The 25,323-nt window shown below is 72.3% G+C and carries 19 protein-coding genes; 2 read left to right on the top strand and 17 right to left on the bottom strand.

Going from position 1 to position 25,323, the window contains the following annotated elements:
* Nucleotides 1-3: 3 nt before the first annotated feature.
* The 16 genes from ACZ7OH_RS45515 to ACZ7OH_RS45440 all read right to left on the bottom strand — a co-directional run bounded on the left by ACZ7OH_RS45515 (nucleotide 4) and on the right by ACZ7OH_RS45440 (nucleotide 21,821).
* Nucleotides 4-1,713, bottom strand: coding sequence for an acyl-CoA carboxylase subunit beta (locus tag ACZ7OH_RS45515; protein ID WP_470286610.1), 1,710 nt, complete (start codon nucleotides 1,711-1,713; stop codon nucleotides 4-6).
* Nucleotides 1,710-1,889, bottom strand: coding sequence for a DUF6222 family protein (locus ACZ7OH_RS45510; protein WP_400904136.1), 180 nt, complete (start codon nucleotides 1,887-1,889; stop codon nucleotides 1,710-1,712). The genes ACZ7OH_RS45515 and ACZ7OH_RS45510 overlap by 4 nt, the downstream gene beginning before the upstream one ends.
* Nucleotides 1,886-2,944 (bottom strand): NAD-dependent epimerase/dehydratase family protein, encoded by a 1,059-nt coding sequence (locus ACZ7OH_RS45505; protein WP_470286609.1) that lies wholly within the window; start codon nucleotides 2,942-2,944, stop codon nucleotides 1,886-1,888. The genes ACZ7OH_RS45510 and ACZ7OH_RS45505 overlap by 4 nt, the downstream gene beginning before the upstream one ends.
* Before the next feature lie 13 nt (nucleotides 2,945-2,957).
* Nucleotides 2,958-3,521: a flavin reductase family protein gene (locus tag ACZ7OH_RS45500; RefSeq protein ID WP_400904133.1), complete on the bottom strand. Its 564-nt coding sequence runs from the start codon at nucleotides 3,519-3,521 to the stop codon at nucleotides 2,958-2,960.
* 2 nt (nucleotides 3,522-3,523) lie between these two features.
* Nucleotides 3,524-3,976 carry an acyl-CoA thioesterase gene (locus ACZ7OH_RS45495; protein ID WP_400904132.1) on the bottom strand — a complete coding sequence of 151 codons (453 nt, stop codon included), beginning with the start codon at nucleotides 3,974-3,976 and terminating at the stop codon, nucleotides 3,524-3,526.
* Nucleotides 3,977-3,978: 2 nt separating this feature from the next.
* A complete protein-coding gene (locus tag ACZ7OH_RS45490; protein ID WP_470286608.1) occupies nucleotides 3,979-9,807 on the bottom strand; it encodes a type I polyketide synthase in 5,829 nt (1,942 codons plus the stop codon).
* A gap of 245 nt (nucleotides 9,808-10,052) precedes the next feature.
* Nucleotides 10,053-10,850: a TIGR03084 family metal-binding protein gene (locus tag ACZ7OH_RS45485; protein ID WP_470286607.1), complete on the bottom strand. Its 798-nt coding sequence runs from the start codon at nucleotides 10,848-10,850 to the stop codon at nucleotides 10,053-10,055.
* Between the two features lie 206 nt (nucleotides 10,851-11,056).
* Nucleotides 11,057-12,115 carry a carboxymuconolactone decarboxylase family protein gene (locus ACZ7OH_RS45480; protein WP_470286606.1) on the bottom strand — a complete coding sequence of 353 codons (1,059 nt, stop codon included), beginning with the start codon at nucleotides 12,113-12,115 and terminating at the stop codon, nucleotides 11,057-11,059.
* A 71-nt stretch (nucleotides 12,116-12,186) separates the two neighbouring features.
* A complete protein-coding gene (locus ACZ7OH_RS45475; RefSeq protein WP_400904124.1) occupies nucleotides 12,187-13,839 on the bottom strand; it encodes a GMC family oxidoreductase N-terminal domain-containing protein in 1,653 nt (550 codons plus the stop codon).
* Complete coding sequence (locus ACZ7OH_RS45470; protein ID WP_470286605.1) at nucleotides 13,836-14,405, bottom strand: DUF5987 family protein; 570 nt, start codon at nucleotides 14,403-14,405, stop codon at nucleotides 13,836-13,838. Before ACZ7OH_RS45470 ends, ACZ7OH_RS45475 begins: the two co-directional genes overlap by 4 nt.
* A gap of 59 nt (nucleotides 14,406-14,464) precedes the next feature.
* Nucleotides 14,465-15,841: a cytochrome P450 gene (locus ACZ7OH_RS45465; RefSeq protein ID WP_470286604.1), complete on the bottom strand. Its 1,377-nt coding sequence runs from the start codon at nucleotides 15,839-15,841 to the stop codon at nucleotides 14,465-14,467.
* Nucleotides 15,838-16,842, bottom strand: a complete 1,005-nt coding sequence (locus ACZ7OH_RS45460) for an enediyne biosynthesis protein (protein ID WP_470286603.1) — start codon at nucleotides 16,840-16,842, stop codon at nucleotides 15,838-15,840. Before ACZ7OH_RS45460 ends, ACZ7OH_RS45465 begins: the two co-directional genes overlap by 4 nt.
* Nucleotide 16,843: 1 nt before the next feature.
* Nucleotides 16,844-18,817, bottom strand: coding sequence for an FG-GAP repeat domain-containing protein (locus ACZ7OH_RS45455; protein WP_470286602.1), 1,974 nt, complete (start codon nucleotides 18,815-18,817; stop codon nucleotides 16,844-16,846).
* Nucleotides 18,814-19,797, bottom strand: coding sequence for a DUF1702 family protein (locus ACZ7OH_RS45450; protein ID WP_470286601.1), 984 nt, complete (start codon nucleotides 19,795-19,797; stop codon nucleotides 18,814-18,816). Before ACZ7OH_RS45450 ends, ACZ7OH_RS45455 begins: the two co-directional genes overlap by 4 nt.
* A 94-nt stretch (nucleotides 19,798-19,891) precedes the next feature.
* Nucleotides 19,892-20,887: a DUF1702 family protein gene (locus ACZ7OH_RS45445; RefSeq protein WP_470286600.1), complete on the bottom strand. Its 996-nt coding sequence runs from the start codon at nucleotides 20,885-20,887 to the stop codon at nucleotides 19,892-19,894.
* Between the two features lie 28 nt (nucleotides 20,888-20,915).
* Nucleotides 20,916-21,821, bottom strand: coding sequence for a helix-turn-helix domain-containing protein (locus tag ACZ7OH_RS45440; RefSeq protein WP_470286599.1), 906 nt, complete (start codon nucleotides 21,819-21,821; stop codon nucleotides 20,916-20,918).
* Between the two features lie 486 nt (nucleotides 21,822-22,307).
* Between ACZ7OH_RS45440 and ACZ7OH_RS45435 the strand changes: the two genes are divergently transcribed.
* Nucleotides 22,308-23,114 carry an AfsR/SARP family transcriptional regulator gene (locus ACZ7OH_RS45435; protein ID WP_470286598.1) on the top strand — a complete coding sequence of 269 codons (807 nt, stop codon included), beginning with the start codon at nucleotides 22,308-22,310 and terminating at the stop codon, nucleotides 23,112-23,114.
* Between the two features lie 63 nt (nucleotides 23,115-23,177).
* Complete coding sequence (locus ACZ7OH_RS45430) at nucleotides 23,178-23,876, top strand: winged helix-turn-helix transcriptional regulator (protein WP_470286597.1); 699 nt, start codon at nucleotides 23,178-23,180, stop codon at nucleotides 23,874-23,876.
* A gap of 195 nt (nucleotides 23,877-24,071) precedes the next feature.
* Here the strand turns inward: ACZ7OH_RS45430 and ACZ7OH_RS45425 are convergent, their stop codons facing one another.
* The gene (locus ACZ7OH_RS45425; protein WP_470286596.1) at nucleotides 24,072-25,322 is read right to left on the bottom strand and encodes an RNA polymerase sigma factor; all 1,251 of its coding nucleotides are present in this window, start codon (nucleotides 25,320-25,322) and stop codon (nucleotides 24,072-24,074) included.
* Nucleotide 25,323 lies beyond the last annotated feature (1 nt).

Genomic DNA, 25,323 nt, shown 5'->3' with positions numbered 1-25,323 from the left:
CCCTCAGATCGGCAGGTTGCCGTGCTTGCGGCCCGGCGCCGGCTTGCGCTTGTCCTTCAGCATCGCCAGCCCGCGGGCCACCGCCGCGCGGGTCTCGGCCGGGTCGATGATGTCGTCCACCAACCCGCGCTCCGCCGCGTACTGCGGGTTCAGGTACTCCTCCGTGTACTCCGCCACCAGCTTCGCGCGCAACGCCTCGGGATCCGACGAAGCCGCCAAGTCGCGGCGGTACAGCACGTTCACCGCGCCCTCCGCGCCCATCACCGCGATCTGGTTCGTCGGCCACGCCAGCGACAGGTCGCAGCCGATCGACCGCGAGTCCATCACGATGTACGCGCCGCCGTACGCCTTGCGCAGGATCACCTGGATCCGGGGCACCGTCGCCTCGCAGTACGCGTGCAGCAGCTGGGCCCCCTGGCGGATGATGCCGCCGCGCTCCTGCTCCACCCCCGGCAGGAACCCGGGCACGTCCACCAGGCTCACCAGGGGGATGCCGAACGCGTCGCAGAACCGCACGAACCGCGCCGCCTTCTGGGACGCCGGTCCGTCGAGCACCCCGGCGAACACCACCGGCTGGTTGCCGACCAGGCCGACCACGCGGCCGTCGATCCGGGCCAGCGCGCACAGGACGTTGCGGGCCCAGCCCTCGTGCAGCTCGAAGAACTCGCCGTCGTCGGCGACCTCGGCGAAGACGTCGCGCATGTCGTACGGCTGGTTCGGCTCCACCGGCACCAGGTCCGCCAGCCGGGGGCGGTAGTCGTCCGTCGCGTTCGTCGGCGCGGTCGCCGGCGGCGGGTCCAGGTAGTTCGACGGCAGCAGCGACACCAGGTACCGGACGTCGGCGAGGCAGCTCTCCTCGTCGTCGTGCACCACCGTCGCGACGCCCGAGGCACTGCCGTGGACGTCCGCGCCGCCGAGCTCCTCGTGCGTGACGCGCCGGCCGCTCACGGCCTCGACGACGTCGGGCCCGGTCAGGTACATCCGCGCGGTGTCGCGCACCATGAACGTGAAGTCCGCCAACGCCGGCGAGTACGCCGCGCCGCCCGCGCACGGGCCGAGGATGACGCTGATCTGCGGGATCACCCCGGACGCCTCGACCTGGCGGCGGAAGATGCCGCCGTAGCCGTTGAGCGCGAGGACGCCCTCCTGGATCCGGGCGCCGCCGCTGTCGTTGAGCCCGATCACCGGGGCGCCGTTCGCCACCGCGAGGTCGAGCACCTTGTGGATCTTCGCCGCGTGCGCCTCGCCGAGCGACCCGCCGAAGAGCGTGAAGTCCTGGGCGTAGACGAACACCCGGCGCCCGTCGATGGTGCCGGAGCCGGCGACGACGCCGTCGGTGTGCGGGCGGTTGCCCGCCAGGGCCGGCCCGGTCGCCTGGTGGCGCCGGTAGGGCTCGATCTCGGTGAAGGAGTCGTCGTCGAGCAGCAGGGCGAGCCGTTCGCGCGCGGTCAGCTTGCCCAGCGAGTGCTGCCGGCGGACGGCGTCGAGCTTGCCTTCGTGGATGTGCGCGCGCAGCTCCTCGCGGCGCCGGCGCAGCAGCGGCATGTCGGCCGGCGCCGGGCGCGCCAGGTCGGCGGTGCGGGCCAGCTCGATGACCTGGGCGTCCCCGGACGGCGCCGGGCGGCCGAGCCGGCGGCGCCGGGCCCCGTCGGGGACCGGCACCACCTCCGCGTCGTCCGCCCGCGCCGCGCCGGACTCCTGGCTTCCGCTCACGCGGCATCCCTCATCCGGGCCCGGTGGTCCCGCTCGATCTCGGCGACGATGTCGGACCACACGATGCCGCGGCCGAGCCGGGGCATCGGGCGGACCAGCGCCTCGACGGGCGGCGGCGTGGTCACCGCGGGCTGCCGGTCACCGGTGTCCGCGTGCCCGGCGTCGCTGGTGGTCATGGCAGGACCTCCTCGGTCTGGACGGCCCCGGGTCCGGGACCGGTGAATACTGCGTGTCTGACGTCCACTGTGGACATAGCGCCCGCTTGCCGGCCGGTGATCCGCCCGGTCGCGCGCAACCAGGCCACCGTGTCGCGCACGGTCTCGAGCACCGGCCGCGCCGGGACCCCGCCGCCGGGTGCGTCCGCGGCGACCGGCACCGCCGTCGCGCAGACGTGGATCGCGCCGTACTGCACCGGCAGCGCCCACGGCCAGACGCGCTGCAGCCCGTCGGCGAAGCGCCCCACCGGGTACAGCGCCCGCGGCGGCAGGACCACCGCCGGCAACGCGCGCCCGGTGGCCTCACGGGCGACGGCCAGGTACTCGCGGGTCGTCAAGAAGTGCCCCGGCCCGAAGAACGCGGCCCCGGACACCGACCCGTCCAGGATCCGCGCGTGCAGCTCCGCCGAGTCGCGGACGTCCCCGATCGGGAGCCCGCCGCCCGGCCAGATCGGCGTCAGCCCGCGCAGGACGTCGCGCAGCCGCGCGTTCTGGTCGCCCAGGCGCGGGTCGTCCGGCCCGAGCAACGCCGGCGGGTACGTGACGACGACCGGTGCGCCGGCCGAGCGGTGCTGCCGCGCGATCCGCTCGGCCGCCGCCTTCGACGCCAGGTAGGGCTCCCGCGACTCCCCGACCGGGCTCGCCACCCCGATCGACGGCGCGGTCGCCGGGTACAGCGCCCCGACCGTCGACACGTGCACGATCCGCCCGGCACCGGCGCGGCGCGCGGCGGCCACGACCACCTCGGTCCCCCGGACGTTCACCCGCCACAGCTCGTCGCGACGCCGGCTGTCGAACGTGTAGACGCCGGCCGCGTGCAGCACCGCGTCCGCCCCCGCCACCAGCCGCCGGACCGCCACGACGTCGGTGACGTCGCCGCCGACGACCTCGACGCCGGGCCGGGCCCGGCCGACCGGGTCACGGGCGAGCAGCCGGACCCGGTGCCCCCGCCGCAGCAGCGCCGCGACCGTGTGGGCGCCCAGGAAGCCGGTGCCGCCCGTGACCGCGATCAGCATGACCGTCCCTCCCTCAGGCCGCGCGGGCCTTGCCGTCGACGTGGTAGTAGCCGCCGCCGTAGAAGACCAGCGCGTGCTCGCCGGTGCCGCGGCTGGTGGCGAGCACCCGGCCAAGGAAGATCGAGTGGTCACCGCCCTCCAGCACCTGCGCGAGCTCGCACTCCAGCCAGGCCAGCGCCCCGTTCAGCAGCGGGGCCCCGGTCTTGCCGCCCGGCGTGTAGCCGACGGCCTCGAACTGGGCCATCCCGTCGGGCCGGCGCCAGTCTGCGAAGTACTTCGACGTGTCCTGCTGGTCGGCCGCGAGGATGTTCACCCCGAACGAGCCGGCGGTGACGATCGCCGCGTGCATCCGGGCCGCCTTGGACACGCAGCACAGCACCATCGGCGGTTCCAGCGACACCGACGAGAACGCGTTCGCGGTCATGCCGTGCGCGTCCTCCCCGCCCGCCGTCAGCACCGTGACCCCGGTGGCGAACTGCGCCATCACCTGCCGCAGTCCCGGCTGGGCCGAGAGGCCGCGGCGTGCCGGCGACTTCGGCAGCCGCTTCAGCACGTGAGGCTCCGATTCGTAGCCCACTTTCAGACTCCCTTGCCGTTGACCGCGGCCGTCCAGTAGGGCACCAGCGCCTCGCGCAGCTGCTCGGGGACCCGGGACGGCACGGTGGCCGTGTTGGGCCCGCGCATGCACGCGATCCGCTGCCGTCCCCGGGCCACCAGGCGCTCGTCGCCGCCCTCGGTGAGGTGGACGTAGTCGAACGCGAACTGGATCTGCGTCGAGGTGAGCTCCTCCAGCCGCAGCCGGATGGACAGCTCGTCGAACGCGGTGATCTCGGCGAAGAACTCGCACTCCACCTTGAGGGTGAACAGCTTGAGGTCGTGGCGGACCTCTTCGAGCACCGCCGGGGCCTTCTCCTTGAGGAACATCTCGCGGCACCGGCCCTGCCAGCGCACGTAGTTCACGTAGTAGACGTTGCCCACCAGGTTGGTCTCTTCGAAGCCGACCGTGTGGCGGATCTCGTAGTAGTCGGACATCTTCAGTTCCCCTCTGCGTGGAGCACGGCGAAGACGATCGGGTCGGTCCGGTCGTTGACGGTGGTCGACCAGGTGGCGATCCGCGCCCCACCGGAGGCGAGCAGCGCCCACCCGTCGGCGTCGACCTGGCGCACGGTGAGGGCCTGGGTCATCGAGCCGGTCTTGCGGACGCACTCCAGCGCGCTCCAGACCCGCGTGTTGGCCACGCTGATCGGTTCGCCGGTGTCCGCGGCCAGCAGCCGGCCGAGGGCGAGGAGCTCCTCGCCCAGCAGCCCGGCCCAGTCCTCTTCGGTGCGTTCGATCGCCGTCTCGATGTCGCAGGCGACCTGGTCGGCGCCGGCGACCACGAGGGTCAGCTCCGAGGTGTGCGACGCGGTGACGTGCACGCCGCCGTCGCACTCCGGCTTGCCGTCGGGGCGGTAGCGGACCTCGACCGGCTTGTCGAGCGCACGGCCCGCGGCGAGCGCGGTCTGCGCCCTCCGCTCGGCGATGCCCTCCGCCGGGCGCCCGGCCGGGTCCGGCTCGAGCACCACCGACCGCGTCCCGCCGAGCAGCCGCTCACACGCACGCTCCACATAGGACCCCAGCATCGAGGGGACCCACGGCCCGGCGCCGTCGCGCTTGCGGACCGCGCGCAGCTTCAGGCCTTCCCAGCGCTCGACCAGCGTCCCGTCCGGGTTGCGCACGTCGAGGTCGTAGACGTAGCTGTCGCCGTCCTGGAAGCGTTCCTTCGCGTCCAGCAGGACGTACTCGTCGTGCTGGCGGCCCGGCTCGGCCAGGTACAGTTTCTCGATGCCCTGCGGCAGCAGCGTCGCGTCGGGGACGCAGCACTGGATCGCGTGCATCATCGCGTCCCGGGTGCCGGGGTCGGCCAGCAGCCGCTCCTGCGGGAGGAACGGCGCGAACCAGTAGTGGTCCGCGTTCGTCGAGATCTCGGCGACGGCGTGCCGGGCGCTCGCCCGGCGGTAGCCGAGGACCCGCTGGAACCGCTTGCCCTGGAACAGGACCGAGCCGTACAGCTCGCTGATCGGTTCCACCGGCACCGGCGGCAGCGCGACGTCCCGCGGGACGCACTCACCGATCCGGTCCGGCCGGGCGAAGCTCAGCCGCGCCTTGAAGTGGTCGGCGCTGAAGCCGGTCTCGTCGCTGCGGATCACGACGTCGACGGTGTCGGCGTCGCGCGCCAGCGTGGCCAGCCGGACCGTCGTGGACCCGCCCGGCGAGACGATGATCGGCCGGAGGAACTCGACGTCCGACAGCACCGGGGTGCCGGTGCGGTCCAGCGTCGCCGCCGCGGCCTGCGTCATGGCCTCCATGCCGAGCACCGCCGGGAACAGCAGCTGCCCGTCGAGCAGGTGGTCGGTCAGGTACGGGTCGGCCCCGTCGGACAGGTCGGCCTCGGTGATCAACTCGACGCCCGGGTAGTGCACGACCGCGCGGTCGACGAACCGGGTCAGCGGCAGCTCCCGCTTCTGGATCGGCAGCGTGGCCAGGCCCGACGTGCGGCCGCAGACCACCAGCACCGGCGGCGCGGCCGGGTCGGCCAGCACCTGGCGGAGGATGGTGATGCCCTCCTCGGTCGGGATCGGCGTGATGCCGTCGCGCATCAGGGCGCTGACCACGCCGAGCTTCTCGCCCATGCCGGTGCCCGACCAGACCGACCACTCCAGCGCGATCGCCCGCGCCTTCGGGTGCTCCTGGCCGAAGCGCAGGGTCAGCTCGGTCATCCAGTCGTTCGCCGTGGCGTAGTGCGCTTCCCCGCGCAGGCCCGCCCGGCCGATGATGCTGCCGAAGGTGACCAGGAGCTTGATGCGGTCCTGGTCGACCGCGGCGAGCACCGCGTTGAGCCCGCCGATCTTCGGGGCGAGGGTCTTGCGGAAGCTGTCCTCGGTCAGGCTGAAGAGGGCGGCCGGCTCGTTGCGGCCCGCGCCGTGGAGGATCGCGGTGACCGGGCCGAGGTCGGCCTGGACCCGGGCGACCGCCTCGGCGATCTGCGGGGCGCTGGTGACGTCGGCGCGCTCGTAGCGGTAGCGGATGCCCGCCGCCTCCATGCGGTCGAGGTTCTCGGCCAGCTCGGTGTCGGACTCCGGGTCGGAGCGGCCGAGCAGGGCCAGCCGCGCGCCGGAGTCCTTCGCCAGCGCCAGTGCGCTCTCCGCGGTGATGCCCTTGCCGCCACCGGTGACGAGCAGGACGTCGGTGGCGTCCAGCGAGTCGCGGATCGGGCCGGGCTTCGGCGCGGCCAGCGCGGACAGCCGCGGCACCGTGCGGCCGCCGTCGGCGCCGTAGCGGGCTTCGGTGAAGTCCGTGGTCGCGGCGACCTCGGCCACCACCGTGTGCACGGCTTCCGCGACCGCGTCCACATCGGACGGTGCCGGGTCCGCGAAGTCGATGATCGTCGTCTTCGCCGAGGGGTCCTCGAGCCGCAGGGTCCGGGCCAGGCCGGCCGCGCCGTAACCGTGGTGCACGACCACGAAGCGCGTGCCGTTGGGGGCGGCCATGACGGCGCGGCCGGCGTCGAGGAACAGCCCGACGTGGCTCGAGTCGCAGTCCGCCGGCAGGCAGAGCAGCACGCCGTCGCCGGCGCCGGACGCGGCGAGCGCGGCCTTCAGCGGTTCGGCCAGCGGGTGCCGCGGTGTCGAGAAGACCTGCCACTCGGCGCGGCCGGTTCCCGGCGTCAGGTCCGCGGTGGGCCGCGGCGCGGGCACGTACTCGACCGCGAACGGCCGGACCCACGGGCCGACGCCCGGGGCCTCGCCGACGTGGGTGTCGGTCGGCTTGGCCGTCTGCGCCAGCTCGTCGATCATCTCGGCGAGCTCACCGAGGCACACGGTCGCGAAGTTCGGCATGCCCTCCAGGGCGGGCCGGCCCAGCGCGCGGGTGACGTCGTTGACCAGCTGCCCGACCGTGATCGACGACAGGTGCAGGTCGTCGAGCGGGTGCGTGTCGGCGGTGACCGCCTCCAGCGGCAGCTCGACGCGCTCGGCTGCGAGCTTGCGCAGCAGGTCCAGCGTCGAGCCGGAGTCGCCTTCGGCGGTGCCGGCGTCGGCCTCGGCGGCCTGGGCCTTCTCCGCGGCCAGTTCGGCGGCCAGCTCGCTGTCGATCGACGGCGCCGCCTCGCACGGGCTGGCGAGGAAGCTGAACTCGCCGTCGGCGGGCAGCGCCCGCACGACGCGGCCTTCGAACAGCGCGTCGGTCGCGATCGGGGCGCCGAGCGCGAACGCCGCGCCGACGATCCGCAGCAGGGCCTGCAGCGACGCGTTGTCCGTGTCGATCGCGAGCACCGGGGTGTCCGGGGCGATTTCCTCGAAGAGCCCGGTCAGCACCCGGCCGGGGCCGACCTCGACCACCAGGTCGCTGCGCTCGGCCACCTTGGCGGCGGCCTCGCGGAAGCGGACCGGCAGCACGATCTGGTCGCGCAGCAGCTCGGGCAGGTTCTCGGCGGCGTGCAGGACGTCGCCGCTGACCGTCGAGACGACCGGGCGCTCCAACCGGGCGAAGGAGAACTCGCCCAGCTTCTCGGTCATGGCGTTCGCGGCCGGCTCGACGGCCGGCGAGTGGAAGGCGTGCGAGACCTTGATGCGGGTCGCGCCGACGCCCTGGGCCTTCGCCCGGGCGACGATCTTGTCGATCGCGCCGGCCGGCCCGGAGATCACGGTCTGCTCGGGCGCGTTGTAGCCGGCGATGACGACGTCGTCGCCCAGGCCCAGCTCTTCGACACGGCCGGGCGAAGCGGCGATGCCGGCCATCGCACCGGTGCCGTCGCCGGTGGTCGAGGCCATCACCTTGCCGCGGACCTTCGCCAGCTCCAGCAGCCCGCGCTCGTCGAGCGCGCCGCCCCAGTGCAGGGCGGTCAGCTCGCCGAGGCTGTGCCCGGTCGCGGTCGAGGCCTCGATGCCGAACGAACGCAGCACCCGCAGCGCGGCCAGCGAACCGGTGACGATCCGCGGCTGCGCCACCTCGGTGGCGACCTGGTCGCCGCTGGCGGGCAGCCCCGCGGCGCGGAAGATCTCGTCGGCCACGGTGAACCGGCGGCGCAGGGCGCTGTCGCCCCCGCGTCCGGAACCCTGGCCCGGGAACAGGTAGCCGATCTTCGGCGCGGAGCCGCGGCTGCTCGCGAAGATGCCGTCGCCCGCGTCGAAGACCGCGTCGCCGGACTCCACCTTTTCCAGGAGCTTCGTCAGCTTGCGCTCGGCGTGCTCCGGGTTGGCCGCGACGACCGCGGCGCGCACGGACCGGCCGGCCAGCTTCCCGGCCAGCTCGCCGGCGAGGTCGGTCAGCTCGGCGAACGACAGCTTGGGCACGACCTCCAGCGTCGCGGCGATGTCGCCGCGCAGGGTCGCGACGTCCTCGGCGTCGAACAACAGCAGCTCGGCGTCCTGCCGGCCGGCCACCAGCGTCCGGGCCCGCTCGTCGAGCTCGCGGCGACGGGCCGCGGTCGGCGCCTCGGTGACCGTGACGTGGGAGTTGATGCCACCGAAGCCCATCGCCGAGACCCCGGCGCGGACCGGCTGGTCCTCGGGCCAGAGCGACGCGTCACGCGGGACGTACATCCGCGCCGACGTGCCGGTCAGCGACTCGTGCGGCTCGTAGTGGCCGGTGGCGGGCGGGATGACCTGGTGGTAGACCGCCAGCGTCGCCTTGATCAGGCCGGCGACCCCGGCCGCGGCCTTGGTGTGCCCGATGTTGCCCTTGATGGTCGACAGCGCGGCCTGCTTGGCCAGCGGGTCGGCGTCGCGGCGGGCGGTGGACAGCGCCTCGATCTCGGTGGCGTCGCCCAGCGCGGTGCCGGTGCCGTGGCCCTCGAAGTAGGAGACGGTCTCGACGCCGTAGCCCGCGCGGTCGTAGGCGCGCTTGAGCGCCAGCCGGTGCCCGGCGGCCTCGGGCCGGGTGATGCCGCCCTTGCCGTCGGAGGAGACGCCCCAGCCGCCGATCGACGCGTAGATCCGCTTGCCCTGCTCCAGCGCGTCGCTCTCGCGCATCAGGACGAGCATGCCCGAGCCCTCGCCGGGCCAGAAGCCGTTGGAGTCGGCGTCGTAGACCTTCATCTCGCGCTTGGCCAGCGCGCCGGTCTTCGCGAAGCCGATCACCTCGAACGGGTCGATCGAGAGGTCGACACCGCCGGCGACGGCGAGGTCGAGGTCGCCCTGGGCGAGCGCGTTGGCCGCGGTCACCACGGACAGCAGCGAGGACGAGCAGGCGCCGTCGACGGTGTACCCGCCGCCGGCGAAGTCGAAGTGGTTGCACACGCGGCCGGCGATGGTGTTCGCCAGGCCGCCGGCGAGGGTGTCCTCGTTGATCTCGGGGAACGGCTCCTTGTACTGGATCTCCAGCTCCCGCAGGAAGGACGCCGTCTCCTCGTCCTCCCAGCCGCGGGAGCTCAGCGCCGCCGCGACCGTGCGGCGGACGTACGGCCAGCGCAGCCGCATGATGTTCGCGCGGGAGAACTCGCCGGTGAGGCTGTTACCGATGACGACACCGGTGGTCGTCCGCGGGGCACCCTCACCCTCGCCGAAGCCGGCGTCCGCGAGGGCCGCCGCGGCGACGTCGAGGGCGAGCCAGTGCGTCGTGTCCGTCGCCCGGAACGTGCTGCCGGCGACCTTGTGCGCGACCCGGTCGAACTCGTAGTCCCGCAGCACGGCCGCCTTCTGCGCGTAGAAGCGGTCCGGCGCCTTCGGGTCGGGCGAGTAGTAGTCCGCCCGGTTCATCCGCTCGTCCGGCAGCCTGCGGAACGCCCGGCGCCCGGCCAGCACGTTTTCCCAGAGCTCCTCCGGAGAACTCGCGTCGGGGTACCGGAGACCGATACCGACGATCGAAATCCGCTCTACGCTCATGCCACCGCACTCCCACTGGCTCTCGAGCCCCGTATCACCGGAACCATCAGGTCCCCGCTGTCCTCCGGCGCGGTCCCGCCGCCGGTCTGTCGTCCTCGGGCGGCGGCGCCGCCCGGTTCGCCCGGCCCGCCGGGCCGCCGGGGTCCAGCATCTCCCGGGCGGTGCGGACCGTCTTCTTTCTCCCTGCCCCCGGCCCGCACATCAGCACGCTGGGACAACGAACCTCATCGTCTAAAATGGACTGGTCAGGCGTTGAACTCCCCCGGGCGGCGGCCTTGGCCGGCCGGCCCGCGGTAGGCCTGGGCGATGTCGAGCCACTGGTCCGCCAGCGTGCCCTTCGCCCGGATGTCGAGGTCGTAGCGGTGCCGCCGCCGGGTGACGAGCAGGCAGAAGTCCTCGGCGCTGCCGCTCACCCGCTGGGCCGCGTCGGCCGGGCCGAACGTCCAGAGCGCGCCCGAGGGCGCGGTGAGCTCGTACCGGAACTCCTCCGCGGGCGGCGTCAGGTTCCGCGCCTCGTAACCGAAGTCCCGGACCCGCACGGCGAACCCGACCAGGTGCTTGATGCGGTCGGTGCGCTCGAGGCGGACGCCGAGCGCGTCGGCGACGTCCTGGCCGTGGCCGAACAGCTCCATCATCCCGGCGCACGCCAGCACGTACGGCGGCAGCGGGTTCACCAGCCACGGCACCAGCTGGTCGCCGGGCACGGCGGCGAGGGCCTTGATGCCCGCGTCGCGCTCGGCGCGCCAGCGGGTCAGCAGCACCTCGGCCGGATCGTGGATGAACTCCTGCAGCGCGCCCTCGACGGCGTTCTCGAAGCCGACGGACGCAACCGCCTTGGTCATCTGGACGAAGGCTTCCGGCTGCGCGGCCGAGAGGCCGGCGATCCGGAAGATGAACGCGAGGTGCGCGATCTGGTGCTTGACCGCCCAGCCCGGCGCCGGGGTCGGGGTGTCCCACCCCGCTTCGGGCAGGCCGGCGACGAGCGCGTCCACCTCGGCGGCCTCGGCGGTCAGGTCGGCGATCACGCCCGTGGTGTCAGTCACCTGTCTGTCCTCTCACCGGTGCGACGTCTTTCGGGAACGTCTTCTCGTGGGAAAGCGGCCGCCGCGGAGGTGGCGGGGTAAGGGGAGCCACCGTCGCGGCGACCGCCGTCCGGCAGACCGGGACCGGCCGGGGTGGCGTCACGGACCGGAATGTTCGTTGTGTCCCGGTGCTGCGCGCCCCGGCGGGCGATCTGACCTTTCGATCATCACCCGCGCCGACCTGCGGAGTCTTCTCTTCGCGGGCGGTGCGGCAGCCGCTCACCGGCCGCCACGGCCGCGGTGAGAGCCGCCCACGACACCAGCTCCACCAGGGCCCGATCGTCCGTCCTTTCCGGACGGACGCCGGCATCGGCCTGGTACGCCGCCTTGGCGGTGAAGAGCGCGAGCCGGCCCGCCGCGCGTTCGTGTTCGGGCAGTTCGGCCAGCACCGGCTCGGCCCACGCACGGCTGAGCCCGGGCGGTTTCCCGTCCCACGCCTTGACTTCCCGGCGGACGAGCTCCCGCACGCGCGCCGGCACCGAGCGTTCCCCGGCGGCTTCGATCGCCGCCGTGGCGCGCTTGAAGGCGTCGGCCAGGGTACCGCCCGCTGGCGCCCACCCCGGGCCGTCGACGGCGGCCGCGGGCAGCAGCCCCAGCGCCTCCCCGGCGGGTGGCGCGGCGCCCGGCTTGAGCAGATATCCCAACACTGCCTTGGCTTTCGCCCGCGCCTGCGGCGGCACGGCGTCCGGCAGCGGCGACGGGCCGAGGAACACGCTCACCATCCGGTTGAGGTAGTGGAACGCGACGGCCACGGCGGTGAACTCGGCGGCGGTGTCGGCGGGGACATCGGCCGGCAGCCGGCCCTCGCCCCGCGCCCACGCGGCGAGCGCGCGCGTGTCGCGGTCCGGAATGGCGGCCGTGTCCCCGGCTTCGATGGCCGCGGCGGCGTCGGGTTCGCCCAGCGAACCGAGCGCCATGCCGTGCACTTCGACGCAGTAGGGACAGGAGTTCGCCGCCGACACGGCGGCCGCGACGACCTCTTTGTCCGCCCGGCTCGCGGTCCCGGCCGCGACGAGCGACTCCCGCAGCACCAGCCACGCGGCGGCGAGCACGTCCGGCGCGGGCGAGTGCAGCGCGATCGGCGGGGCGAGCATCCCGAAGTCCCGTTCGACCTGCCGGTAGACGTCCCGCACGAGCCCCCGCGCCCGCCGCGGCCGCACGGCCTCGACGTGCTTCACGTCCCGCAGCGTCCGCCGCAGGGCGAACCGCACCAGTCCGGGCGCCATGGTTCCTCCTCGAGAAAGGGCGAACTCGCGCTCCCAGGAACCCAGGAGCGCGAGTTCGAAGTACCCGTGCATCAGCTGCCGGCGACCAGGTCCAGTTTGGACACCGCGCGCCGGCCCGTGATCGAGCCATCAGGCGACGGTGCCCCGTACTTGACGGCAACGCCGCGCGACTGCAGCTCGCGGACGATGCCCGGGATCGACCGCTCGGCCAGCGCCGCGATCGTCATCGCCGGGTTCACCGTCAGCGCGCCCGGCACCGAGGCGCTGTCGGTGACGAAGATGCCCGGGTGGTTGCGCAGCTCGTGGTTCGGGTGCAGCGCGGACGTCGCCGCGTCGTCGCCGATCCGGCACGACGCCAGCGGGTGCACCGTGTACGCCCCGACCACGTCGTTCGTCCACGGGGCCACGCGAGCCAGGCCGTCCTTCTCGATGATCGCCTTGCAGTCGGCGTCCGCGAGCGCCCAGCCGCGGCGCGTGTTCGGCGTCGGGTCGTAGCGCAGCGCGCCGCGGCCGAGCATCTGCTGCGAGATGCGGTACGCGTTCCCCGTGGGCGGCGGGGTGCCGAAGACGCCCTCGTTGTCGTCCTCGGTCATCAGGAAGATCGTCAGCCAGTTGGCCCACTGGTTGAGGATCTCCTTCTTCTGCGCCCCGTACCAGCGCGGTTCGTCGCCGCCCGGCACCTGGGCGAGAATCGTCCCCAACCCTGGAGGAAAGTACAGCTGCTCCAGCGAGTACCGCTCGTACTCCGGCAGCGAGCCGTCGAGCTTGTCCCAGTTCGCGACGGTCGGGCCCTTGCCGATGTGGTTGGCCGAGTACACCGGACCGTCCTCACGGGACAGTCCGAGCACCTCGCGGACGCGGTCCTCATCGATGATCGCGGTGTTGAGCCGCTCGCCGTTGCCGGAGAAGTACCGGCCGACGCCGTGCGGCATGGTGCCGAGCGCGGCCTCCGAGCGCTGCAGGATCACCGGCGTCGCGCCGGCGCCGGCGGCGATGATGACGACCTTCGCCTCGATGACGCCGGTGCCGGTGTGGATCCGGTAGTCCTCTTCGTCGATCAGGTCGAAGTGGACGCGGTAGCCGCCGTCCTCGGTCCGCTCGAGGCGCTGGACCTCGTGCAGCGGCCGGATTTCCGCGCCGTGCGCCAAGGCCGCGGGCAGGTAGTTCGTCAGCATCGACCGCTTGGCGTCGAACTTGCAGCCCGCCATCATGAAGTTGCAGTTGACGCAGGTGTCGTTGTCGACGGCGACCGGCGCCGGGTTCGCCGTGCGCCCCGAGTGGTGGCACGCCGCCGCCCACAGGCCACCGGCGTAGGAGACGTCACTCCAGTCCTGTTTGGACACCGGGATCGACTCGTCGACGCGGTCGTACCACGGCTCCAGCGTGTCGCGGGAAATGACCGACGGCCACATCCGGCGCCCGATGCTGCCGTGGCGCTCGAACACGAAGCGGGGCGCCCGCGGCATCGCGGCGAAGTACACCACGCTGCCGCCGCCGACGCAGTTGCCGCCCAGCACGCTCATCCCGTCGCCGACGACGAAGTCGAACGCGCGGGTGTAGGACGAGCCGAGCAGGTAGTCGTGCTCGAAGTCGGCCGCGGCCAGCCACGGCCCGCGCTCGAGCACGGTGACCTTGGCCCCGCCCGCGGCGAGGTGGTAGGCCGGGATGGACCCGCCGAAGCCGCTGCCGACGATGACGACGTCGGTCTGGTCGATCGCACTCATGCTGGGCTCCCGGAAGGCGTCGTGTCGGGGTGGAGCTCGGCCAGCTTGCGGCCGTAGCCGAACTTCGGGAACCGCCAGAAGCCGTCGGCGTCCGGGGCTTTGTAGCCCAGCGCCAGCAGGCCGGGGTGCCCGTCGCGGATGGCGTCGGCGGTGTGCAGGTGCGGGGCGCTGTCGTAGGCCATGTTGCAGAACAGCGCGAGGCTGACCCAGCCGTCCTTCTCCGGGTGCCCGGGCGTGGTCAGCCGCCGCACCAGCTCGCGGCGGTGCTCGTACGGCAGCGCGACGAACGGCGGGACGTCGTGGTCGAGCTCCAGCGCCACCTCGCCCGCGTAGGACTTCGCGTGGTCGTTGAGCGACTGCGCGAGGTAGGGCAGGCCGGCCGTGACGCCGGTCGCGTCGAAGTTCAGCAGCTCGAGCGCGCCCGCCTCCACCGAGCCGGGCCCGGGCGCGGCCCCGGCGATCGCCCGGTCCTCCGGGTACCGCTTCTCCCCGGGCACGATCGTGTCCGCGTAGGCCTCGAGGGTCATGTTCTTGACGCGTTCTTCTTCGGTGGCCTCGGGTTGCACCGGCCTACCTCCTCATCGAATGTCCACAATAGAGCTCGGGCGGCTCGCCGCCGCAGACTTCAGGCTGCTGCCGACCGCCGCGTCCGGTCCCGGCGCCGCACGGTCATCGGCAGCCCGCCGCGCACCCGCAGCGAGAGCATCGCCTCGGGTTCGACGACCTTCCCCGCCACCTTGCGCAGTTCCAGGTCCCGGGCGGCCATCGCGAGCACGAACACCGCCTCCATCACCCCGAGGCTGTTGCCGATGCAGAACCGCGGCCCGGCGCCGAAAGGCAGGTAGGCGTACCGCGGTGGCCGTTCCGCGGCGGTGAACCGGCCCGGGTCGAAGCGCTCCGCGTCGGTCCAGAAGCCAGGGTGCCGGTGCAGCGTGTAGGGCACCACGACGACGTCGGAGCCGGCCGGCACGTGGTACCCGCCGATCTCGTCGTCGGCCTGGGCGATCCGCGGCAGCAGCCACACCGGCGGGTACAGCCGCATGACCTCCTCGACGACCGCGACGGTGAACTTCAGCCGCCGCAGGTCCTCGTGCTCGGGCAGCCGGTCGCCGAGCACCTCGACGGCTTCGGCGTGCAGCCGCTCGCCGACCTCGGGGTGCTCGTCGATCAGGTGGAACGCCCAGCCGAGCGTGCTCGCCGTGGTCTCGTGCCCGGCCAGCAGCAGGGTGATCAGCTCGTCACGCATGCGTTCCCGCGACGCGCCCTGCTCCGACCCGGACGCGATCAGCCGGGACAGCACGTCTTCGCCGTTTTCGACCGGGTTCGCCAGCCGCTGCTCGACGAGCTCGTCGGCGATCCGGCGCAGGTCGTGGCGGGCGGTCCGGAAGTGCAGCTGCTTCTTCAGCGGTACCCACTGCGGGACCATGCTCAGCGTGACCGCCTCGAACATGGCCTGGTCCTGCACGGCCTCGAACGAGTGGCCGAGCGTCTCGTACCCGCCCAGCTCGGCGTCGAGCAGCGTCTTGCCGAGCACGCCGAGCGTCAGCCCGGTCATCTCGTGCAGGATCTCGACCGGCCCGTCGTGCGTGGCCAGCCGCTTGATAAGACCGTCCACTTCGGACGCGACGACCGCGGCCTGCCGCGAGATCCGCTTGGGCTGGAACACCGGCTGGATGGTCCGGCGCTGCTTCTTCCACGTCTCGCCGTCGCTGGTGAGCAGGCCGTCGCCGAGGGCCCGGCGGGCTTCCTGCAGGCCGATGCCCTTGTGGTAGTTCGCGGCGTTGTCGGCGAGGACGTGCTTGGCCAGGTCCGGGTGGTTCACCAGGTACATCGCCTTGGGTCCGATGGCGATGCGGACGACGTCGCCGTAGGTCTCGGCGTTGTCGCCCATGAGCGCGAGCCGGTCGGTGAAGAGCTGCTTCAGCAACCGGAACGTCGCCCGGCGCGGCGGCCCGGGCGGCGCGGTGCGCGCCGCCCGGGCCTCGTCCGAAGGACCGGTCATGCCGCGATGGCCCCGGGCTTCTCGTCGCCGGCCGGCGGCGCCGAGGCGAGCTCCAGCTTCGCCTTCTGCGCGGCCTGCTCGGCCTCGAACTTGATCCGCGCCTTGTTCGAGAAGTGCAGGCCCCACAGGAACATGCCGCGGATCAGGCAGACGGTCGCGGTGGCCAGGAACAGCCCGTAGGCCACGTGCACGGAGGTGAAGAAGCCGTACGTGAGCGCCACCCCGGCCCCGAAGGCGAACTGCGAACCCCTCTTCGACGGCGACGTGCCCGGGTCGGTCACCATGTAGTTGGTGTAGAGCACGAACGCGACGCCGGTGCCCATCGCCAGCGCGCCGGGGATCGACGTGCCGAAGAGCCAGCCGCGGACGAAGGCCTGGACGACGAAGAAGCTCAGCCAGCCCGCGATGAGGAACATCCGGTTGGTCAGCAGCGCGTTGAGCACCGTGCCCGACACGAGGATGATGCCGACGATCAGCCAGCCGCCCCAGGTGGGGATCTGCTCGGTGAAGTGGTACGGCGGCGCGATGCTGGCCCACGGGAACACGAGCAGGATGATCGTGATGCCGAAGTTCGACGGGTTCATGTAGTGCCGCATGCGGCCGTACACCGGCGCCTGCAGGATCCACTTGGTGCCGACCGCGACGGCGACCCCGAACATCATCACGAAGATCTGGTCGTTGACGTAGGTCAGCATGTTCAGGGCGAGGCCGGTGATGTGCGCCGGCAGCAGGAACTCCACGAGGCCCTTGAACCCGTTGCCCCGGAACCGGACGTCCCGGTGGGTGACGCGGGCGTTGATGATCTCGAGGAGGATCTCGGTGGTGTACGCGGTCGCCAGCGCGACGAACGGGTACAGCCACGGCTGCTCGAAGCCGAGCACGGTGTAGCCGATGATGTTGAAGATCGTGATCGAGATCGCGAAGCGCCGCAGCGCGGTGATGACCTTGTTGGTCCGCTTCGGTGGCGCGGTGTCCACCTTGGTCAGAGTCGGGCTGGCCATGTCACATCGCTTCCTTCGCCGTGGAGCCGAGCTGGTACTGGTGGCAACCGGGTTGCAGCTTCAGGTCCTGCGTCCGCAGCTGCCCGGTCCGGTCCCGCCACTGCAGGTGCACGTCGAGCAGGCCGCTGACGTTCTGGCCGAGGCCGATCTGGACGTCGAAGCTGCGCCGGCCGGCCTCGCCGCTGCTGCCGTCGACCCGGCCGAGGTACTTCTTGCCGTCCGAGGTCGTCACGGTGACCTCGGCGCCGATCGCCGGGTTGCCCGCCGCGGGCAGCGGGCCGGGCGCCACCGGGGCGTCGGTGGTCAGCTTCAGCTGCAGGTACTTGCCGGGGTTCGGGCTGTCGTTGTGGTAGAAGATCGGCTCTTCCCACTGCCGCGCCACGGCGAACTCGGGCAGGCCGTCGCCGTCGGTGTCGCCGACCGCGATGCCGCGGGTGGGTACCGGCACCGCGAGCCCCAGCTTCGGCGCGAGGTCGGTGTAGCGGCCGTCCGAGCTCTTCACGAAGAAGTGCAGCGTCTGGTCACCACCGATGTCGTCCCCGGCGCGGGCGTTCGGCCACCAGAACGGGTTGGACAGCAGGCCGTCGTGGGCCGTGGCGATCTCCTGCAGGTTCGGCCAGCGGTTGACCTGGCCCTTGACGAACCCGGTCGCCTGCGCGATCTGGTTCTCCCCGCTGTTGTTGAAGTCCTGGATCTTGACGTCCCAGCCCCAGCCGGACCACGCCGTGCCCTGCTCGGCGCTGTCGTCGTGGAACGGCGCGACACCGTTCTGGAACTGCCGGGTCAGGTCCGCGTTGTCCTTGGCCTTGTTCATGAACTGGAAGTTCGACTCCTCGATGCCCCACGACGTCGTGATGTTGCTGACGAACAGGTCGTAGAGGCCGTCGTGGTTCAGGTCGCCGAAGTCGACGCCCATCCCCTTGAAGGAGTCGTGGCCCAGCACCTTCGACTTCGGGTCGGCGATCCCGCGGACCCCGGTGACCTCGGCGAGGTCGATGTGGCCCGGCGTGGACTTGTTGTACAGGAGGTGGTCGTGCCCGAAGTCGTTGGCGATGTAGAGCTCCGGCAGGCCGTCACCGTTGACGTCGGTCGCGCTCGAGGCCAGCGTCCAGCCCAGCCGCGCGGACTCGGGGATGCCCTGCGACGCGTCCACGAAACTCGCGCTCGGGTTCGCCCCGGCCGTGGCCCCGGTCCAGCGGAAGATGTACTTGCCCCCCGAGTTCGTCGCGTGCGACATCGACTGGTTCAGCGTGATGCCGCCGTCGGCGGTCGGGTCCAGGACCTTGCTGTCCGGGAAGTAGTTGCCGACGAAGACGTCGACGTGCCCGTCGCCGTCGAAGTCGCCGATGGTGACGGAGTCGGTGTTCCACAGTGGACCGCTGTACTTGCCGTCCGGGCCGCGGTGGTTGCCCGGCACCAGCTCGGTCGGCTGGAACGCGGACGCGTCGAACTTGGTCGCGTTCGCCTTCTGCAGGAACAGCACCGGCGACCGGCCCCAGTAGTAGACGAGCACGTCGGTGCGGCCGTCTTCGTTGTAGTCACCGGGGACGCAGCCCATCGGCGCCATGTAGTCCCACGTCGGCAGGGTGGGCGCGGGGTCGAGCGCGAAGGGCGCGTAGCGCGGGCCGGAGTCCGGCGCCGGAGTGATGACGACCTGGTCGCTGCGCGGGTCGACGAGGCAGAGGTCGTTCGGCTTGCCGCTGCCGCTGATGTCGTTGATCGCGATCGCGGCGCCGACCGAGGAGATCCAAGCCGCGATCTTCTCGTACTCCTTGTTCACCGTCCGGATCGACTGCGACTTCTTGGCCGCCGGCAGCGCGATCGTCATCGGGGTGAAGTGGAACTTGCTCGCCATCGCGTCTTGCTCGGCGGCGGAGACGGTGGGCAGCCGTGCGACCAGGAACAGGCCGAGGATCAGCACCAGCGCCACGATGCCCGCCAGCTGCTTGCGCAGCCAGCCGAAGGTCGCGGTCATTTCTTCTTCCCTCCGTGGGTCAGCACTTCTTCGGCGATCCGCTGCCGCCAGGTTTCGAACGCCGGGACGTCGTCACCGTCGACGACCACGGCCGGCCGGACCTCTTGGGTGATGGCCGCGACGCGCTCGGCGGACAACCCGCAGATCGCCCGGGCCGCCATCTCGGTCTCGGGGATGAGCAGGCCGGAACGCACCCGGCACTCGGCGGCGAAAGCGCTCCCTTGGGCCAGCTGCCCGTGGTGGATCCCGGCCCGGTCGACCAGTTCCGCCAGTTCGTCCGCCGTGACGCCGCACGCGTAGGTCGAGGCGAGCCCGATCCCGGCGTACAGGTCGCCGTGGCGCGACTCGGGGAACTCCTCGACCGTCTTGGCCACCAGTTCGACGTCCGTGCCGCAGATGAACCACAGCGCCCGGCCGATGCCCTGGTCGATGGCGCGCAGCGCGTAACCGTCGTAACGCCGGTCCGGCCACGAGAAACCCGGCTCCTGGTACTGGTTCCGGATGTACTTGTCGGTCTTGAAGTAGGCCTGGTGGAAGCCGTAGCCGTCGAGCACCAGCCAGCGCAGCAGCGGGTCGAACGCCGAAGCCTTCGGCCACGCGAACCGCGGGAGCCGGCACATCGCCCAGCCGACGCCGACGTAGATGATGTAGTCGTGCTTCTCGCCCGGGCCGGCCAGGAACTCGGCGATGTTCGTGCTCTTGCCGAACGGCAGCCCGTCCAGCACGCCGTACCCCATTCCCGCGCCCTCGTAGGCGAATCCGCGGAACTGCGGGGGGATGCGCTCGAGCCATTCCTCGGCCTGCTCGACCGACTTCGCTTCGACGGCGTGCGCGTACCCGAGGAGGAACTTCTCCCCGACGGTCTCGAGCCTTTCCTGTGCGGCTGGGCTCTTCCGGTGGAAGCCCCGCTTCTCCAGCAAGGTCTCCGAGACGTTCGGTGTCAGGATGCGGCGCCTGAGCGTACGCCAACCATTGCCCAACGCACTCTCCCCCTTAGGGTCGACTGGGATGTTCCTTCTACGGTCACAGATTCGCTGGTCAGCGCTCTACTCCGCGCTTGCCGGCGATCACGGTTCACGCGGTGCGCCGCCGGGCGGCCGGGTCGAACTCCGCCCGGATCCGCTGCCGCCACAGCTCGTACGGCGGCTGCGGGCCGTCGTCACCGTCGGCCTGTTCGGTGCGGTCGGCGAGGTTTTGCGCGCCCTGCACGGAAAGATCGGTGAGCACCCCGGCGGCGAGGTGGGTGTGGGCGGGCACGTACGAGGAGTACGTCCGCGCCTTGACCGCGAACACCACGCCGAGCGCGAGCTCGTCGTAGTGCTCCCCGGACGCCCGGCGCAGCCGGCCCAGCCCGCCCTGGTCGCTGCCGCCGGCGAACGTCGCGGCGAGCCCCACCCCGCTCCACAGGTCCGCCCGGCGGTGCTCGGCGAACCGCCCGACCGCCGCGGCGACGGCGTCCGGGTTGCCGCCGTTGATGAACCACAGCGCGCGGCCGACCCCCTGGTCGAACGCCCGGCCGAAGTACTCCGGCCGGGCCGCCCACGGGTAGGGCACCGGCTCGGCCTGCTCGTCGACCCACTTCTCCGTGTCGAAGTAGGCGCGGTCGAAGCCGTAGCCGTCGACGGCCAGCCAGCTCATCACCGGGTGGTGGGCCACCCCGGTCAGCTCGGGCAGGATGTTCTTCCACAGTGGACGCGGCAGCCGCGCCATCGCGAAGCCGATCCCGATGTAGGTCAGGAAGATGTGCGGGCGCCCGGGTCCTTCCAGGAGCTCGCGGGTGCGGTCGCGGCCGCCGCCCGGCATGGCGTCGAGGATCGTGTAGCCCATCGTCGCGCCTTCGTAGGCGAACCCGCGCTGCTCGGGCTCGATCAGCGCGAGCCGGCGCTCGATCTCCCACAGGGAAGCGCCCTCGACGGCCCATTCGAACCCGCACACGACCGCCTGCGGCACCGCCTCCAGCCGGGCCGTCGCGTCCGTGTGGGTCACCGGGAAGCCGCGTTCGGCGAACCCGACGGAGGCGAGCGACGGAGCGAGGAACCGCTTGCGGAGCACTCCGATAACGGTGGACATGCTGTTGTCGTCCTTTGGTCGGCGGGGATCAGGCGACGGCGCGCAGGTGCGGCCGCTGGGCGGCGAGCATGCGCTGGGTGAACGGCGACTGCTTCGACGCCAGCGTGATCGCGATCGGCGCGTCGGTCGCGGCCGGCGCGCGCAGGCCCACCTGCGCGGTGGACTGGCCGTAGGGCGCCACGGTCACACCCTGGTAGCCGATCGAGAAGCGCGGTCCGCCCGTGCCCGCCTGGTGCTGCGCGACCGCGATCGCCGTCCACCGCCCGGCGGGCACGCCGTGGATGGTCAGCTCACCGGAGCTCATGTTGGCCATGCCGCCGAAGGCGACCGGCCCGCACTGCGGCACCGGGTCGGCGAAGAGCCCGACGAGGGTGTCCGCGGGCGCGGAGCCGCGCGGCATGTCCAGCCGCATCGACAGCACCCCGGTGCCGGTCTGCAGCGAGGCGCAGCTGCGCCCGGCCGCGCGCAGCGTGCGCAGCGGCGGGAGCCGCTGGAACGTCGGGGAGATCGCCACGAGCAGCTCGGCGACCTGCGGCTCGCGGTACTGCGTCGGCGTCATCCCGACCGCGCGCGAGAACCGGCTGGTGAACGTGCCGACGCTGCTGTAGCCGACGCTGCACACGATGTCGGAGACGTTCAGCGACGTCGTCAGCAGCAGCCGCTTCGCCTCGAACAGGCGCACGGCGGTGAGGAACCGGCCGGGCGTGACCCCGGTGGCGTCGGCGAACATCCGGGAGAAGTGGAACCGGCTGACGAACACCTCCGACGCCAGCTCCGCGAGCGTGATCGGCTCGAAGTACCGCTCCTGGATCGACGAGATCGCCTGCAGCACGGCGGGCCGGACCGACTTTTCGACCCGCTCGAGGGCGGGCGCCCGGGGCGGTTCGTCGAACTCGCTGTCGTGTCCGACAGCCGCAATAGACCGCAACATCATCCGTCCAACCTCGAATTCCCCTGATGGCAGTTCTCCTGGTGCCAGGGAAGACGCCGGGCCTTGCAGGACGATCGACGAGCGATGGAGGGGTCCCGGGCGAAACGCACCCGGTCGGGCGAACCCCGCGCGGCCACGGGTGATCCACACCGGACAGTCCGTGCGGAACGCACGGCGCCAGCGTGCGCGGCGCCCGCCCGGATGATCCGCGGCGGCCCCGCCGCACCCGCGCCTGGTCCGTTCCAGCGACGCCGCCGGGCGCGGAGCCGCAGGTTGGGCCGGATGGCGGACCATGCGGAACGCACGTCGTGAACCTGCGGAACCCACGGGGCCACGGGGCAAACGCACGTTGACTCTGGTGGGTGACTCACTGGTCGGCGGAAGGACGCTCTGTCACATTCGAATAGAAGCCCGGAGTCGGCCGTCCCCCGACCCCGCGCGGCTCGACTGGGGAGCGCGAGGACGCATTGATGACGCTGGAGGCCTGCCATGTACTCCGAACTGCCGCCAACGGAAGCACCCGACGACGGTGGCGTGACGTTCACCGTTCTGGGCCCGCTGGAAGTGCTGCGCTCCGGCGTCGACTACGCGCCGACCACGCCGAAAGTCCTGCAGCTGCTCGCCGTACTGGTGATGCGCCCGGGGAGGATGGTACACATCGACACCCTCATCCGGGAGCTGTGGTCGGACAACCCGCCCCGGACGGTGCGGACGACGCTGCACACCTACGTCTACCACCTGCGCCGGTGCATCGACCAGAACCGGCTGGCGGCCGACGGTGAGAAGATGCTGGCCACCAAGCAGTCCGGCTACACCTTCTACATCGATCCGTCCCAGGTGGACACCTACCGGTTCGTCCGGCTGCAGCAGCGCGGCCACGAGCACCAGGACGCGGGCGACCACGCCGCGGCGGCCGACGCCTACCGCGCGGCGCTCGACCTGTGGTCCGGCCCACCGCTGGCGAACGTCCACTGTGGACCGATCCTGTCGGCGTACCGCACCGAGCTGCTGGAGCAGCGCCGCAGCGTGCTGCACCTGCGGATCGAAGCCGAGATCACCAGCGGCAAGCACCGCGAGCTGATCGGCGAGCTGCGCTCGCTGGCCACCGGCAGCCCGCTCGACGAAGCCCTGCACGGCCAGCTGATGCGCGTGCTCGGCCGCAGCGGGCGGCGCTCCGACGCGATGGCCGTCTACCGCAGGCTGCGGTCGCGGCTGGCCGGCGAGCTGGGCGTCGAACCGTGCGACGACCTCCAGGTGCTGCACCGCGAGCTGATCTCCGAAGGCGACCACCGCTGATCCACGCTTCCCCGGCTTCGGCCGATCACCCCGCTCCGCCCGAGAAAGAAGTGAGGAAGTTCGATGCCCGCTCCCACCACCCGCGCCTACGGCCAGTTCTGCGGCCTCGCCCGCGCTCTCGAGATCATCGGCGAACGCTGGTCGCTGCTGATCGTCCGTGACCTGGTGCTCGGTCCGAAGCGCTACGACGAGCTGCAGGCCGGCCTGCCCAAGATCCCGCAGTCGATCCTGTCGGCCCGGCTCAACGAGCTGGAGGCGACCGGCGTGCTGCGCCGCCGCGTCCGCGCCGAGCTCGACGCGGGCCTGGTCTACGAGCTGACCCAGTACGGCAGCGAGCTCGACAGCATCCTCCTCGACCTCGGCCTGTGGGGCGCGCGGTCGCTCAACCAGCCGGGCCCGGACGACGTGTTCACGCTGGACTCGGCGATCCTGTCGCTGTACACGACGTTCCGCGCCGACGTGGCCGAGGGCGTCCAGATCACGTACGAAATCCGCTACGACGACCGCATGATCGTCCACGCGCTGGTCGAGGACGGCGCGGTCAAGGTGGGCGAAGGCCGTTTCGCGGGCGCGGACCTGGTGGTCAAGGCCACGAGCGGCGCGGCGATGCTGGACTTGATGAGCGGTCACGTGACGGCGGCGGAGGCGGTCCGCACGGGCAAGCTGTCGATCGAGGGCGACGTGGCCGACCTCGAGCTGCTGGCCCGCCTGTTCCACGTCCCGGCGGCCCCGGAGCCCCCGTCGGGCATCGTGGTCCGCTGAGTTCCCGGTGGCCCGCCCGGCTCGGCCCCGGGCGGGCCCCGCTCAGTTCTGCGCGGGGGCTGTCGCAGCGGCCTCCGGACACCCGCCCTTGCCGATCTCGGGCGGGCCTCGCTCACTTCCGCGCGGGCGCTATCCGCGGCGGCCTCCGGCGATCCGGCTGCCCACTCGCTCTAGCCGACCCCGGGCGGCCCCCAGTCAGTTCTGCGCGGGATCCGCGGGAGCGATCCGCCCAGCCCGCTTCATCAAGTACCGCCGCTCGGGCAAACTCGCCGTCCGCTGCGCCGCCTTCAAGTAATACTCACGCGCGCCCGGCAAATCGCCCGCCAGCTCCAGCAAGTGCGCACGAACCGCGTCCAGCCGGCGGCCCACGTCGAGCTTCGCGTCGACCGTGTCCAGCAGCTCGAGCCCGCGCGCCGGGCCGGAGGCCTGGGCCACCGCCACCGCCTGGTTGATCGTCACCACCGGGCTCGGCATCAGCGCCTGCAGCACGTGGTACAGCTCGACGATCTGCGGCCAGTCCGTCTCCTCCGTGCTCGGCGCGGTGGCGTGCAGCGCCGCGATCGCCGCCTGGACCTGGTACGGCCCGAGCGTGGCGCGGCCGATCGTCGCGTCCACCAGGGCTTCGCCCTCGGCGATCAGCGCCGCGTCCCAGCGGCCGCGGTCCTGGTCCTGCAGCGGCACCAGCTCGCCGTTCGGGCCCGTGCGCGCCTCGCGCCGCGCGTCGGTCAGGAGCATCAGCGCGAGCAGCCCCGCGACCTCGCCCTCGCCCGGGGTCAGCGCGTGCACCGCGCGCGTCAGCCGGATCGCCTCCGCGGCCAGCTCCGCGCGCACGAGGTTCTCCCCCGACGTCGCCGTGTAGCCCTCGTTGAAGATCAGGTACAGCACCTGCAGGACGACGCGCAGCCGGTCGCCGAAGTCGTCCGGCGACGGCTCGTTGAACGTCGACCCCGCCGCGGCGATGCTCTCCTTGGCGCGGGTGATGCGCCGGGTCATCGTCGCCTCGGGCACCAGGAACGCGCTCGCGATCTGCGCCGTGGTGAGGCCGCCGACCGCGCGCAGCGTCAGCGCGACCTGCGAAGGCGGCGACACGGCGGGGTGGCAGCACAGGAACAGCAGCTTCAGCGTGTCGTCCTCGCCGGCGGGCTGCTCTTCGCCCGGCCCGGCGACGACGGTCACCGGCTCCCGCACGGCGACCGACTCCTCGCGCCGCCGCCGCGCGCTCTCGCTGCGCCAGTGGTCGGTGAGCCGCCGGGTCGCGACCGTGACCAGCCAGCTGCGCGGGTTGTCCGGGACGCCTTCTGCGGGCCACTGCTCGCTCGCCGCCAGCAGGGCCTCCTGGACGGCGTCCTCGCACGCGTCGAACTGGCCGTACCGGCGCACCAGCACACCCAGCACCTGCGGCACCAGCGGGCGCAGGACCTCGGCGACCGGGGCGGGCGCGGTCACG

This window comes from Amycolatopsis sp. NPDC114478, from assembly GCF_055633805.1.
Note: the sequence above shows the minus strand (reverse complement) of the source record. Positions and strands in the feature narration are given on the sequence as shown.